The sequence below is a fragment of the Cryptosporangium japonicum genome (assembly GCF_039524755.1).
GTDB lineage: Bacteria > Actinomycetota > Actinomycetes > Mycobacteriales > Cryptosporangiaceae > Cryptosporangium > Cryptosporangium japonicum.
Genome location: NZ_BAAAGX010000001.1, coordinates 104,024 through 118,138, shown reverse-complemented (window position 1 = coordinate 118,138; position 14,115 = coordinate 104,024). Strand labels below are relative to the sequence as shown.

Sequence of the window (14,115 nt, the reverse complement as noted above, 5' to 3'; positions counted from 1 at the left end):
TTTCCGGTATCGCGCCAGGGTATTCACTCCAAGACTTCCCCTACCAAGCTACTGCTTGGTAACGTCATCCCCGCTTCGTACGTGGAGGGAGCCCCCATGAGCTCGTTTCTCTCGATCATCGTCGCCGCCGTCATCGGCGTCGTACTGGCGGTGGCGACCACTGTCGGGATCGTGAGTGTCAGCAAGCAGTCGCCCGAGAACACGCCGGCGGTGAGCAAGCCGCTGGTCCAGTACGGGCACCGCTGAGTTACCGCTGCCGTTCGCGGGGCGGCGGCTGATCACGGCCGAGGTCGGCGTGGTCGTAGTCGGAGAGACTACGACCACGCCGACTTCGTGCGTTCCGGGCCGTAACGACCCGCTCATTTTTTGCGCGGGGCATGACAATTTTGCGCGATCGATTACGCGCCCTTTTGAGTACCTAATAAAAAACGGCGGTACCGCGCGGTCCCAACCGGGAGCGCGCGGTACGAAAGCGGCGTTTTCAGCCCGTGACGTCGTCCACTAGTGCCGCAAATCGCTTGCCGGTCTCGTCCCAGGTGAAACGCCCGGCGTGGGCCCGCGCGGCCTCGCCCATAACGCCGCGTAACTCCTGGTCGCGGACGAGGTGCTCGCAGTGCTGGAGGAACTCCTCCTCGTCGTCGGCCAGGAACCCGGTCTCGCCGTCGACGACCGACTCCGCGACCCCGCCGGCCGTGCGGAACGCGACCGCGGGGGTGCCGTGTGCGGCCGCCTCGATGACCGACAGGCCCCAGCCCTCCTTCAACGACGGCACGAGCATGGCCCACGCCGACGCGAGCAGCCGCTGCTTCTCGTCCTCGTCGACGAACCCGGCGAACCGCACCCGGTCGGCGATGCCCAGCCGGGCCGCCTCCTCGCGCAACGGGTCCAGCCACCAGCCCTGCCCGGCCACCACCAGCTGGATGTCCGGATGAGCGGCCGACAGCCGCTGCACGGTCCGTAACGCCACCTCGACCCGCTTGTGGGGTACCAGGCGGCCGAGCACCAGCAGCGTCGGCACCGCGGCCCGCGCGTGGGACAGGTACCGCGGCGGCGGCGTGCCGTTGTGGATGATCGTGATCCGCCCGGCGTCGACGCCCAGCTCGGTCAGCTCGTCGCGCGTCGACTCCGAGACCGCGATGTACCGGCAGCCGCGGTGGACGCGGGGGGACAGCCAGGACTCCACCCACCAGCCGAAGCGGGCCGCGACCGGACCGAGCACGACCCGCCACTGCTCGCGGTGCACGTGGTGGACGAGCAGCACGACCGGCGTCCGGGCGTAGAGCCGGGACAGGAACGGCAGCCCGTTCTGGACGTCGATCACGACCCCGGGGCGCCCGAGCCGACCGCGCACGTACTCCCAGGCGGCCCGGGCGTACACCGTGTGACGCCCACCGCGGCGCACGATCCGCACGCCGGAATCGGTGGTCTCCTCCGGCGCTCCGTGCGCGTGCGCCGCGCACATGATCGTCACCGGATGACCACGACGGGCCAGCGCCGCGGCGACCTGCTCCGCGTACAACTCGGAGCCGCCGCCCTCGGGATTACGTAAATCCCGCCAGTTCAAGATGAGTACGGCGGGTAGAGCGGCGGTTTCCACCACGCATCTCCCTACCAATCAGTAACCTTGCCGCGACACCGTACGACACTTGGCCCGTCCGGAGGGACGAATCGCGTTGATCGACGTTTCAGGGAGCTCGACCGGCACCGCCGCCGACGGGCGCCAGCTGATCGTGCCGCCGCCCGGGACGCTCCGCCGCTCGATCGCGCTGTTCCGCGCGTTCCGCGTCGAGCAGACCGATCCCGACCTCTTCTACGGGATGCTCGCGGCCGATTCGGCCAGACAGGTCGCCGGCTACACGGAGCTGGCCGGGAAGACCGTGCTGGACGTCGGTGGTGGCCCGGGCTACTTCGCGGACGCGTTCCGCAAGGCCGGCGCGAACTACGTGGGGATCGACGCCGACCTGGGAGAACTCGCGGCGCGCACCGAGCCGGGGCCGGGCACGGTGCTCGGCAGCGGCATGGCGCTGCCGATCCGCACCGGCTCGATCGACGTCTGCTACTCGTCCAATGTGCTCGAGCACGTCGACCGCCCCGAGCTGATGGCCGACGAGATGGTGCGCGTGACCAGGCCCGGCGGCACGGTGTTCCTGTCGTACATGCTGTGGTGGGGTCCGCACGGCGGCCACGAGACGTCGCCCTGGCATTACCTGGGCGGTGACTACGCCGCGCGCCGTTACGCCCGAAAACAGGGTCATCAGCCCAAGAACGTCTTCGGTGAGAGCCTCTTCCGAATCACCGCGGGCCGGATGATCCGGTGGGCCAAGCGGGGCCGCTCGGCGGGTAGGTTCGACCTCCTCGACGTCGTTCCGCGCTACCACCCCGACGGCGCCAAGTGGGTGGTCCGCGTGCCTGGTGTGCGGGAGCTCGTGACGTGGAACCTCGTGCTCGTGCTGAGGGTTCGGTGACCGCCACCGCGGTCACCGGTCCTGACGACACGTCCGACGAACACCTCGAGGATCGCCCGGGGCCGGGGCGAACCAGTCCTACCGTCCGCCGCGTGCGGCTGATCGGCGTCGCACTGGCGCTCGTCGTGCTGGCTTTCCTGCAGAAGCCGGGCGAGATCGCCGCGGACACGAAGCTCGACCTCGTCGTCGACCCGTTCGCGTTCCTCGGGCGGGCCCTCGGGCTCTGGGACCCGACCGGTTACGCCGGTCAGCTGCAGAACCAGGCCTACGGCTACCTGTTCCCGATGGGGTCGTTCTTCGCCCTCGGCGACCTGCTGCACATCGACGCCTGGATGGTGCAGCGCCTCTGGTTCGCCGCGCTGCTGGTGGGCGCGTGGGGCGGCACCTACCGGCTGCTCAACGCGCTGCGCATCGGCACCCCGACGGTCCGGGTGATCGCCGCGCTCACCTACGCGCTGGCGCCGCGGATGCTCACCGAGCTGGGCGGCATCTCGGCCGAGGTGATCCCGTTCGCGGTCGCGCCCTGGGTGCTCACGCCGCTGGTGCTCGGCGCCCGGCGCGGGTCGCCCCGGCGGGCGGCCGCGGCCTCCGGCGTCGCGTTCCTGTTCGCCGGCGGGGTCAACGCGGCCGCGGCGATCGCGATCCTGCCGCTCCCGGCGTGGTGGCTGCTGACCCGCGCGAAAGGACAGCGCAAGAACCAGCTGATCCGCTGGTGGGTGCTCGCGATCGGGCTGGCGTCGCTCTGGTGGGTCGTGCCGCTGCTCGTGCTCGGCCGCTACAGCCCGCCGTTCCTCGACTGGATCGAGTCGAGCGCGTTCACGACGTCGGCCACCAGCCTGATCGAGTCGTGGCGCGGCACCACGCAGTGGGTGGCGCGCATCGCCGGCCCGGACGGCCCCGAGTGGACCGCCGGCTGGGTGCTGCTCACCGCGCCGGCCGCGATCATCGCCACCGTCCTGGTGGCGGCGGTCGGGCTGGTCGGCGCCGTGCAGCGGAGCAACCCGCACCGCCTGTTCCTCGGCGGCGGCCTGGTCATCGGCCTCGCGCTGATCACGTTCGGCCACACCGGGCCGCTGGCCCCGCCGTGGGCGCCGTTCGCGCAGGACCTGCTCGACGGGCCGCTCAGTCCGTTCCGCAACATCCACAAGTTCGACCCGGTGATCCGGCTGATGCTCAGCGTGGGCCTGGCGCACCTGCTGGCCGCGATCCGCCCGCTGCGCGGCATCCAGTGGCGCGACCTGCCGGTGGCCGCGCTGGTCCGGGTCGCGGTGGCGGCGATGCTGCTGGTGAGCGCCGTGCCCGCGGTCAGCGGCGACCTGGTCAACCGGTCCCGGCCGGTCGAGTACCCGACGTACTGGGCCGAGACCGCCGACTGGCTCGCCGAGAACGCGGGCGAGAGCCGGGGGCTGGTCGTTCCCGGCGCCCCGTTCGGCCTCTACTACTGGGGGCGCACCAACGACGACGTCCTCCAGCCGCTGGCCGAGAGTGGCTGGCTGGTGCGCGACGGCGTGCCGCTGAGCTCGGCCGGCAACATCCGGCTGCTCGACGCGTTCGACCAGCTGCTGGCCGACGGACAGCCGTCCGCGGGCCTGGCCACCGCGCTGGCCGGCGCCGGCATCGGGTACGTCGTCGTCCGCAACGACCTGGACTGGCGCCGCGGGCGCGCCACCCGGCCCGAACTCGTGCACGAGGCGCTCGACGGTTCCCCCGGCCTGGAGCGGGTGAAGACGTTCGGGCCGGAGCTGACGGTGGCCGGTGACCTGGTCGACCGCAAGCTCTACGACCCGAAGGTCGCCGCGTACCGCGCGGTGGAGATCTACCGGGTCACCGGCGTCCCGGCGACGGTACGCAGCGTGCCGCTGGAGAACGTCCTGCGGATGGCCGGCGGCCCCGAGGCGACGCTCTCGCTCGCCGAACAGGGCCTCCAGGTCGGCCGGCCCTCGGTGCTGGCCGGCGACGACCGGCGGCTCGGCGACGGGGTCGGCACGCCGGTCGTCACCGACACGCTCCGCCGACGCGAGGTCAACTTCGGCGAGGTCAGACACAACGTCTCGGCGACGATGACCAAGGACGAGCCGTTCATCGCCGACCGGTCCGCCCACGACTACCTCAACAGCGACGACCCCTCGCTGCTCACCGTCGCCCGCTACAGCGGCGTGTCGGGGTTCCGGGCGTCGTCCTCCGGGTCCGACGTCGACGCGGCGGTCTCGCACGACGCGGCCCACGCGCCCTGGTTCGCGGTCGACGGTGACCCGCGCAGCAGCTGGGCGACCGGTTCACCCGGAGCCGTCGGTCAGTGGCTCGAACTGCACTTCGACCACGACGTCGATCTGACGTCGATCACCGTGCAGTTCGACGCCGCGCTGAAGCTCGGACCGATGCCGACGCGGCTGGAGGTCACCACCGACCAGGGCAGCCGCTCGGTGGACGTGCGGCCCAACGGCGACGCGCAGCGGATCGAGGTCCCGGCCGGGCCGACCCGCACGCTCCGCCTCACCGTGCGGGACGTGGACGGGGACCCGGCGAAGGCCGGTGGTGTCGCGATCTCCGAGATCACCGTGCCGGGCATCCGGCCGACACGCACCCTGGTCACCCCGCCGGTGACCGGCACCAACCCGGCGATCGTCGTGTTCCGTGCGGCCACCAGCGGCCACGGTGACTGCCTCACGTACGACCAGCGCCCGGTCTGCCTGCCGGGGCTGTCCACGCCGGCCGAGGAGCCGACCGGCATCGACCGGACGTTCACGCTGCCGGCGCAGGCCGACTACGCGGTGACGATCGCCGGGCAACCGATCTCCGGCGACGCGCTCGACGCCCTGCTCGCGCCGGAGGAGGACGACGCGGCGATCGCGTCCAGCGAGGACACCGGGTACAACGACCCGAGGACCCGGCCGCAGGCGGTGTTCGACGGCGACCCGGACACGGTCTGGATCGCCGCGCCCGGCATCCAGGCGCCGAAGCTCACCGTGACGCTGCCCGAGCGTCGCCGGATCACCGGGCTGACGGTGCGTCTCGACGGCACCGCCACCGCCGCGCCGCCGCGCACGATCCAGGTGACGAGCGACACCGGCCAGACCCAGTTCGGCACCGTGCTCCCCAACGGCGTCACCGGCTCGGTGCGGTTCGCCAAGCCGCTGACCGGCACCAAGTTCGACGTCACGATGGTCGAGACCGCGCCGGTGGCCACGACGAACGCGGCGAACGGGTTCCAGGAACTCCTGCCGCCGGGCATCGCCGAGCTGCGCCTGGTCGGCGCGGAGGACACGGTGAAGTCGGTGCCCGCCGACACCGTCGTCGACCTGCCCTGCGGTAAGGGACCGACGCTGCGCATCGACGGCCGCACCGTGCCGACCCGGGTCGTCGGCCCGGCCACCAGCACGCGTGCCGACACCCAGCTCGAAGGCGCGGCCAAGCAGCGGCCACTGACCGTCGGCGACCTCCTGGAGGAGCGGCCGGTCAAGATCGAGCCGTGCTCCGACGGCGGCCGCGCGGGCGCCGACCTCGCGCTGGGCGCCGGCGAGCACCGCCTGCAGCTGGTCGGCACCGACAACCTCCGGCCGGTGTCGGTGATGATGGCGCCGCTGGGTGCCACCGGCATCCGCTCCGCGCAGCGCACCGCCGACGTCCGCGACTGGGGGTCGACCTCGCGCAGCGTCGACCTCGGCCCGTCCGACCGGCCCAGCGTGCTCGTCGTGCCGGAGAACTTCAACGAGGGCTGGGTCGCCTCGCTCGCCGGGGAGAAGCTGGTGCCGATCCGGGTCGACGGCTGGCAGCAGGCGTGGATCGTCCCGGCCGGCGCCGGGGGCACGGTCGAGCTCAGCTACCGGCCGAAGTGGATCTACTGGGGTGGTCTGCTCGCCGGGCTGCTCGCCGTCGTCGCCCTCCTGGCCCTGGCCCGGTGGGGCCGGCCGCTGGGCCGGACGACGCCGGCGACCGCCGAACCCGGCTCGCCGGAGGCGCTGACCCCGGTCGGGGCCGGGCGGACGCCGCTCGCCCGGCGGTTGCCGCTGGTGCTGCCCGCGGTGATCGGTGGGCTACCCGGGCTGATCGGCACGATCGTGCTCTGGCTCGTCGTGCGGAGACTGCGCTGGGGCGCCGTGCTGGTGCGGTGGTTGCCGCTGGTGGGTGGCGCCGCGCTGGTGGCGGCCGGGATCGCGAGCGCGTACCGCCCGTTCGCCGGCGACCACGAGCCGTGGGCCGACTCGTGGCCGGTGCAGGCCCTCGGCCTGGCCGCCGTCGTCATCGTGGCCGTCGTGGCCGTGCACCCGACGTCACCCGGGGACGCCCCGGAGAAGCTCACCGGCGACGACTAGGCCCTCGACGGGTTCTCGGGCCTACGCGGCGCGCGGTAGGCCCGGGAAGCCGTCGTAGGCCCGGGAATCAGTCGGACGGTCGCCGCTGGGCCGGGGGGACCGGCTGGGAGGCCGGTGATCCGTGCGGGATCGTCGGCCACTCGATCGGCGGCGGGGGCAGCGGCGACGGCGGGGGCAGGTGGGGGATCGGCTCGGTGGTGCGCTCGTCGGTGGCCGACTCCGGCACCCAGGGGCCGAGCTGGACCGGCTGGTCGTAGTCCCACGGCACGCTCGGCTCCGGCACCCCGGCCGGCTCGGCCGGTGCCGCCGGGGCCTCCGGCGCCGGGACGACCGCGTCGGACGCCTGGATGTCCGCCGCCCCACGCCGGGTACGCCGCCGGACGTAGGCCTGCGCCGGCCGCTCCAGCACCCGGTAACTGATCGCCGCGACGACGATCGCCGCCAGCACCGTCAGCGGGAACAACGTGCTGAAGCCGCCACGGAACAGCTCCAGGTTCAGCGCGTCGACGAGCGTGAACATCAGCACGAGGTGGAACAGGAAGACGCCGTAGCTGATCTCTCCGAGCCACCGCACCCGCTTGTCGGTGAGCGCGATCCGCAGCGGGTGGGTCCGCGGCGCCGGCGAGACCAGCGGTAAGAGCATGAAGAAGGCCGTCGCGCCGTAGAGCAGGTGTTTGGCCAGCCACTGCGAGGTGGTCGCCGCTTCCAGCGTGTACGGCCCCGCGACCGGCGTCATCGAGAGCGCGAACAGGATGCCGGCGATGATCCAGCAGGTGCCGGGCGCGGTGGCCAGGTCCTCGGCGAGCCGGCGCAGGCGCGGCCACGCGTCGACCGACGCCGCCGAGGGCAGGCAGGCCAGCACCATGCCGAGCGCGAACCAGTCCAGGTAGGCGGGCAGCCACTGCAGCGCGAGCTGGTCACGCATCGACGGGATCTGGTGGATGACCAGCCCCCAGAGCGGGCCGATCGCGAACAGCACCGCGAGCGCCACCGTCTGCCGCCGCATGATCCGCCGCGGCCGCCTGCCCTTGAGCGACACCGCCGCGATCAGCGGCAACGCCAGGTAGAACGACATCTCGACGGTGAGGCTCCAGATGTGCGTGAGCGCCTGGTGCGGGTTGTCACCGAAGTAGATGTGGGTGAGCGTCGCGTACTCGATCCAGTCGGTCCACGTGGTCTTCTGCACCGTGAAGCCGACGTCGTGCTCCCACGGCCGGATCAGCATCGTCAGCACGAGCAGGGCCCAGTAGGCCGGGAAGATGCGGGCGAACCGCCGCCACAGGAACGCCGTGGTCTGCGGCCGCGGACGCAGGTCGAGCGCGGCCTCCACGAACGGCCGGTAGAGCAGGAAGCCCGACAGCAGGAAGAACAGCGTCACGCCGAAGTCGAGACGGGCCAGGAACGGGGCCCAGAACCCCTCGACCGCCCGGCCGGTCTGGAAACCGACGTGGGTGCCGACGACCGCGAACGCGGCCAGCGCACGGACACCGTCCAGGACGTCGAGGTGCCCGCCGGCCTTGGTGGTGCTCATGAGACGGGCTCCGCGTGACCGGCCTTCGCGGCCAGGCAGATCGAGGCGTCCGGATCGGTGGTGGAGACCACGACCCGGTCGTACGCCTTGCCCGGGGTGCCGAGCAGCAGCGAGGAGTACTTGCCCGCGGTCAGCGTCGGGGTGGCGAACCGGCGCGGCGCGAACGTGCGGTCCCCGTCGGCCAGCCGGACCGACACCGTGGACGGTAACTGCGACAAATAGTCCAACCGGACGAACGAATCCGGACGAGTAATGCGTTTGCTCAACGTCACGGTCACCGACCCGACCCCGCGTAACGGATGCGCGCAGAACACGCCTGGCTGATCAGCACTGGTGGCCTCCTCCACGAGACGGGCCCGGAGCAGGTGGCCTCCCTGGTCGAACATGTACAGCGGTCGAGATGCATCGTCCCATCGGACGGCGGTCGGTAAACCCCGTTCGATCGGCCGGAAGATATCGGAGACCCGGCGGTTGACCTGTAACAGCGTCGCGACGGCCGGTGGCGCGGTGTTGTCGACGATCGCGATCGGCCGGTCCGCGGCGTTCGTCCGGAGATCGTGGATCCCGGTGGTGAGGTAGTCGCGGATCGGGTTCTCCACCCAGCGCTCCTCGAACCCGCGGACCGTGATGCCGTAGCTGACCGCGTACAGGAGCAGCACCGCGACGAGCCCGATGCCGACCGATGCCGGCGCCTGGTTCGGCGAGGAGTCCGGCCAGAGCCCGGAGCGCCCCCGCTCGGCCACCGCCTCCCGGTCCGGCACCACGAGCAGCAGGACGGCGGCGAGCACCAGCGGGATCGTCAGCTCGGAGAGGTAGTGGAAGTTGCGGGCCAGGATCACGCCGACGTACTCGAAGCGCCCGGCGGCCAGCAGCACCGCGGTGCCGAGCAGCACCGTGAACGGCAGCAGCCAGGCCCGGAGCGCGCGGTACCCGTTGCGGCGCACGGCCACCGCGCTGAGCACGATCGCGGTCAACTGGCCGGCGACGGTCGTCACCGGGCCGGGGTGCGCCGCGCTGTAGTAGATGATCTCGGCCGAGTACCAGTTCCACGGCCCCCCGAACAGCGCGGGCGCGAGCGAGTGCATCCACGCGTCCCAGAAGACGTTCCAGATGTCACCGACCTTCGGCGTCGACCCGGACCTGGCGTAGTCGCCGAGGACGAAGAACGCGAAGAACACGACGACCGGCGTCGCGTACGCCAGCCAGGCCCGCCAGGAACGCCACACCGCCCGGAACCCGCCGCCGTTGAGGTAGAGCAGCGTCAGCAGCGGCGCGAGCGCCACGCTGAGCACGGCTTTCTCCCAGAACACCAGCGCGAGCAGGACGCCGAGCGCACCGAACACCGCGTAGCGCAGTTCGCGGGTGGCCTCGTAGCGCACGTGCATCACGAGCAGCAGCAGGATGCCGATGTGCGCCGGCAGCAGGTTGACGCCGCTGGAGAGCGAGAGCAGCGACGGCACCAGCAGCGGTGAGAACGCGTACAGCCCGAGCCCGAGCAGCGCCGCCTTCCCCGGGCCCACCAGCTGCGCCAGCAGGTACCCCATCAGCCCGGTGGCGACCGCCTGGGCGAGCAGCCGCACCACCACCGTCGAGGTGTTGTCGTACGGGGCCAGGTGGGCGCTGAGCCAGTAGAACGTCCGCAGGCCCGGCGTCAGGTGGTCGTTGAGGGCGAGCGTGACGTAGTCCCAGCCGAAGGGGTGCTTCGCGGCCTCGGCGCTCATGTCCAGGTCGTCGAGGTAGAAGTAGCCGTTCAGCGCCAGTGCGCCGATCACCACGCCCTGCAGGGCGATGATCGCCCCGACGGCGAGCGTCCACGGCCGTAACCCGCGTTTCCCGCCGGCCCCTGACCCCGGGCGCTTGCGCGCCGGAGCCGTCGGCGAGTACGTCGTCATGTCCTCACACACCGTCCTGGAGCTGCGGAGATGGCGCCGGAAAACTGCCTCGAGGGAACCATGCGATTGCGCCCACGGGGAGTTTACTCACTGGTAACCTCTCCGGGATCGCTCGGGGAAACAGCGTTGAAGTGCAGGTCTCCTGGGAGGAACCTCATGCGTCGCACCGTGGGTGCCGTGGTTTTGGCACTCGGAAGCTTCTTGGTGGTCGCAGCGATTCTGCTGCCCACCTACGTGGCCGGGAATCTGGTGAAAACGCCACTCGACCAGTACACGGTCAGCGTGGCCACGTCCGACAACGCAACCGTATTCGACGTTGCCACTCTCACCGAGCAGCAGAACGTGCCGGTCGAAGCGACTCGCACGGTTCGAGCCGATCCGGAGAAGAGCACCGACGACGTCGTCGTGTTCGACGCGTTCCTCGTTCTCCAGGACGCCAGGGACGGCAAGCAGATCACGTTCACCAGTGACCGGGTGGGGCTCGACCGGCGCACCGCGGAGGCCCAGCCGGGCTTCGACGCCGCGGTCGACGACGAGGCCACCGAGCACGAGGGCCTGATCTACAAGTGGCCGTTCGGCGCGGAGAAGAAGTCGTACGACTACTTCGACACGACCACCAAGAAGACGTACGAGGCCAAGTACGTGACCAGCGAGGACGTCAACGGCCTCGAGGCGTACAAGTACGAGATGCAGGTGCCGGCCACCAAGATCGGCGCGCTCGAGGTGCCGGGTGAACTGGTGGGCAGCACCGAGCCGTCGGTCAACGCGGACCGGTACTACTCCAACACCCGCACGGTCTGGGTGGAGCCGAAGACCGGCATCATCCTCAAGGGCCAGGAGAAGCAGTCGCAGACGCTGCGCGACGCGGCCGGCGCCGACAAGGTGACGCTCTTCGCGGCGACGCTGACGTTCGACGACCAGACGGTCAACGAGGCCGTCAGCCTGGCCAAGGATTCGATCTCGCAGATCACGATCGTGAGCACGGTGGCGCCGATCGTGATCGGAATTCTGGGCGTGATCCTGATCGTCGTCGGACTGTTCCTGGTGTTGCGCCGGGGCGGACAGCCGGAATCGTCGTTTCGCACCACGAAGCCGTCCGACACCCGGACTCCGGTGAAATCGTAGTTTTTGCGGTACGGGTTCGTACCGAGACGAATGGGTGCCGCCCCGGCCCGGGGTGGCACCCATTCGTCGTCATAGCCGTCGGCACACGTAAATCGCGGTACCGGGCACCAGCGCGCCACGCAGCGGGCTCCACTGGCCCCAGACCTCCTGGTGGCCGTCCGGCCACTCCGGCTCGACCAGGTCGGTCAGCGCGAACCCGGCCGCGACCAGTTCGCGGACCCGGTCGCCGAGCGTCCGGTGGTGTTCGACGTAGGTGATCCGGCCGTCGTCGTCGAACTCGGCGTACGGGGTGCGGTCGAAGTACGAGTGGTAGACGGTCAGCCCCTCCGGGCCCGGGTCGTCCGGGAACGCCCACCGCAGCGGGTGGGTGGTGGCGAAGACCCAGGCGCCGCCGGGCCGCAGCACCCGGTGCACCTCGCGCATCACGGCGGCGGAGTCGGCGACGAACGGCACCGCGCCGAACGCGGAGCAGGCCACGTCGAAGCTCGCGTCCGGGAACGGGAGCTCGCCGGCGTCGGCCAGCACCAGCGGCACCGACACCCCGGACCGGGCGTTCGCCTCGGCCGCGTGACGCAGCATGCCCGCCGAGAGGTCCAGCGCCACCGGCCGCGCGCCCTGCGTCGCCAGCCACCGGGAGCAGGACGCCGCGCCGCAGCCCACCTCGAGCACGTCCCGGCCGGCGACCGGGCCGAGCAGCCCGGCCGTGTCCTCGGTGAGGCCCTCGGGGCACCAGCGGAACCGGACGTCGCCGAGGAAGTCGCCGTGTGCGGCCTGGTAGTCGTCGGCGTCCGCGTCCCACCAGAGCCGGCTGGCCGACCGGCTCTCCGTCGGCCCGACCGCGCGGTGGGTGATGCCGGTGGTGCCGAGCGTCTGGACGGCGGTGAACTTCTCCGGGCCGTCGTCCGTCTCCGTTGTGTTCTGCACGTGCCCAGTGTGATCGACGCATCGCGTCGGTTGTGCGGGTGCCTGATACCCGGAATTCCGGTTACGGGAGGCGGAATAGCGCTCGCGGATCGGCTGTTGCTCAGCACGCGACGGTGCACCGCACCTCGCGTTGGACCTTAAGCCCGCCTGCACGGTAGGCTTGAGAACGCGTTATGGGCTGACCGTGCCTCAGTAGGGAGCAGGCTCGCAGCCGTATGCGTGATCGGGTCTGAGTGCGCCCGAGTCGCGCCCGATTGGCACCGGGGTGTGGCTGGAGTGTTTCGACCCGCGTACGCGGCGGGCCCTTGACGCGCGGCACGACCCATTGTCCCAATCCGGAGCAACCGCCCACATGACGAGCAGCACCGAGGCCCAGCCGACCACCCCGCAGGTAGCGGTCAACGACATCGGTTCGGAAGAGGCCTTCCTCGCCGCTATCGACGAGACCATCAAGTACTTCAACGACGGCGACATCGTCGAGGGCACGATCGTCAAGGTCGACCGCGACGAGGTTCTGCTCGACATCGGCTACAAGACCGAGGGCGTCATCCCCTCGCGCGAGTTGTCGATCAAGCACGACGTCGATCCGGCCGAGGTCGTCTCCGTGGGTGACCACGTCGAGGCCCTCGTCCTCCAGAAGGAGGACAAGGAAGGCCGTCTGATCCTCTCCAAGAAGCGCGCTCAGTACGAGCGGGCCTGGGGCACGATCGAGAAGATCAAGGACGAGGACGGCGTCGTCACCGGCACCGTCATCGAGGTCGTCAAGGGTGGTCTCATCCTCGACATCGGCCTCCGCGGCTTCCTCCCCGCCTCGCTGGTGGAGATGCGTCGCGTCCGCGACCTGCAGCCGTACGTCGGCCGTGAGCTCGAAGCCAAGATCATCGAGCTCGACAAGAACCGCAACAACGTGGTTCTCTCCCGCCGCCAGTGGCTGGAGCAGACCCAGTCCGAGGTCCGCAGCGAGTTCCTCAACAAGCTGCAGAAGGGCCAGGTCCGCAAGGGCGTCGTCTCGTCGATCGTCAACTTCGGTGCCTTCGTCGACCTGGGCGGCGTCGACGGTCTGGTGCACGTTTCCGAGCTCTCCTGGAAGCACATCGACCACCCGTCCGAGGTCGTCGAGGTCGGCCAGGAGGTCGAGGTCGAGGTTCTCGACGTCGACCTGGACCGCGAGCGCGTCTCGCTGTCGCTGAAGGCCACCCAGGAAGACCCGTGGCGTCAGTTCGCCCGCACGCACCAGATCGGCCAGGTCGTTCCCGGCCGGGTCACCAAGCTGGTGCCGTTCGGTGCGTTCGTCCGCGTGGACGAGGGCATCGAGGGTCTGGTCCACATCTCCGAGCTGGCCGAGCGCCACGTGGAGATCCCGGAGCAGGTCGTCAACGTCGGCGACGAGATCATGGTCAAGGTCATCGACATCGACCTCGAGCGTCGCCGGATCTCGCTGTCGCTGAAGCAGGCCAACGAAGGGGCCATCGACCCCGACTCGTTCGACCCGACTCAGTACGGCATGGCGGCCACGTACGACGAGCAGGGCAACTACGTCTACCCGGAGGGCTTCGACCCGGAGACGAACGACTGGCTCGAGGGCTACGAGAAGCAGCGCGAAGAGTGGGAGCGTCAGTACTCCGAGGCGCAGACGCGCTTCGAGGCGCACCAGAAGCAGATCACCGAGGCCCGCGCGGCCGAGGCGAGCGCTGCCGAGGAGACCTCGTACTCGTCCGACTCCGCCACCACCGGTGGCGGCGGCAGCAGCAGCTCGAGCAGCAGCAGCCGCGACGACTCGGCCGCGACGGGAACGCTCGCGACCGACGAGGCGCTCGCCGCGCTCCGCGAGAAGCTGGCCGGCGGCCGTAGCTGAGCCGTAGCAC

At 70.8% G+C, this 14,115-nt stretch carries 9 protein-coding genes; 5 read left to right on the top strand and 4 right to left on the bottom strand.

What is annotated here, in order from left to right; all coding sequences use genetic code 11:
• Positions 1-96: 96 nt before the first annotated feature.
• Positions 97-246 (top strand): DUF2613 family protein, encoded by a 150-nt coding sequence (locus tag ABD437_RS00535; protein ID WP_344646696.1) that lies wholly within the window; start codon positions 97-99, stop codon positions 244-246.
• A gap of 235 nt (positions 247-481) precedes the next feature.
• Here ABD437_RS00535 and ABD437_RS00530 read toward each other — a convergent pair whose 3' ends face one another.
• Positions 482-1,600: a glycosyltransferase family 4 protein gene (locus ABD437_RS00530; RefSeq protein WP_344646695.1), complete on the bottom strand. Its 1,119-nt coding sequence runs from the start codon at positions 1,598-1,600 to the stop codon at positions 482-484.
• A 160-nt stretch (positions 1,601-1,760) separates the two neighbouring features.
• Between ABD437_RS00530 and ABD437_RS00525 the strand changes: the two genes are divergently transcribed.
• Positions 1,761-2,465 (top strand): class I SAM-dependent methyltransferase, encoded by a 705-nt coding sequence (locus tag ABD437_RS00525; RefSeq protein WP_344646805.1) that lies wholly within the window; start codon positions 1,761-1,763, stop codon positions 2,463-2,465.
• Between the two features lie 92 nt (positions 2,466-2,557).
• Positions 2,558-6,778: an alpha-(1->3)-arabinofuranosyltransferase gene (locus ABD437_RS00520; RefSeq protein ID WP_344646694.1), complete on the top strand. Its 4,221-nt coding sequence runs from the start codon at positions 2,558-2,560 to the stop codon at positions 6,776-6,778.
• Between the two features lie 67 nt (positions 6,779-6,845).
• Here ABD437_RS00520 and ABD437_RS00515 read toward each other — a convergent pair whose 3' ends face one another.
• Both ABD437_RS00515 and ABD437_RS00510 read right to left on the bottom strand, forming a co-directional pair.
• Positions 6,846-8,309: an acyltransferase family protein gene (locus tag ABD437_RS00515; RefSeq protein WP_344646693.1), complete on the bottom strand. Its 1,464-nt coding sequence runs from the start codon at positions 8,307-8,309 to the stop codon at positions 6,846-6,848.
• Positions 8,306-10,201, bottom strand: a complete 1,896-nt coding sequence (locus ABD437_RS00510) for a hypothetical protein (RefSeq protein WP_344646692.1) — start codon at positions 10,199-10,201, stop codon at positions 8,306-8,308. Before ABD437_RS00510 ends, ABD437_RS00515 begins: the two co-directional genes overlap by 4 nt.
• A 30-nt stretch (positions 10,202-10,231) precedes the next feature.
• On the opposite strand from ABD437_RS00510, the gene pgfA reads away from it, so the two are divergent.
• Positions 10,232-11,326: a cell envelope lipid trafficking protein PgfA gene (gene pgfA / locus ABD437_RS00505; protein WP_344646691.1), complete on the top strand. Its 1,095-nt coding sequence runs from the start codon at positions 10,232-10,234 to the stop codon at positions 11,324-11,326.
• Between the two features lie 69 nt (positions 11,327-11,395).
• Here pgfA and ABD437_RS00500 read toward each other — a convergent pair whose 3' ends face one another.
• Positions 11,396-12,250: a class I SAM-dependent methyltransferase gene (locus ABD437_RS00500; RefSeq protein ID WP_344646690.1), complete on the bottom strand. Its 855-nt coding sequence runs from the start codon at positions 12,248-12,250 to the stop codon at positions 11,396-11,398.
• A 352-nt stretch (positions 12,251-12,602) separates the two neighbouring features.
• Here ABD437_RS00500 and rpsA point away from each other — a divergent pair, with 352 nt between their 5' ends.
• Positions 12,603-14,105 carry a 30S ribosomal protein S1 gene (gene rpsA / locus ABD437_RS00495; protein WP_344646689.1) on the top strand — a complete coding sequence of 501 codons (1,503 nt, stop codon included), beginning with the start codon at positions 12,603-12,605 and terminating at the stop codon, positions 14,103-14,105.
• The last annotated feature ends 10 nt before the right edge of the window (positions 14,106-14,115 follow it).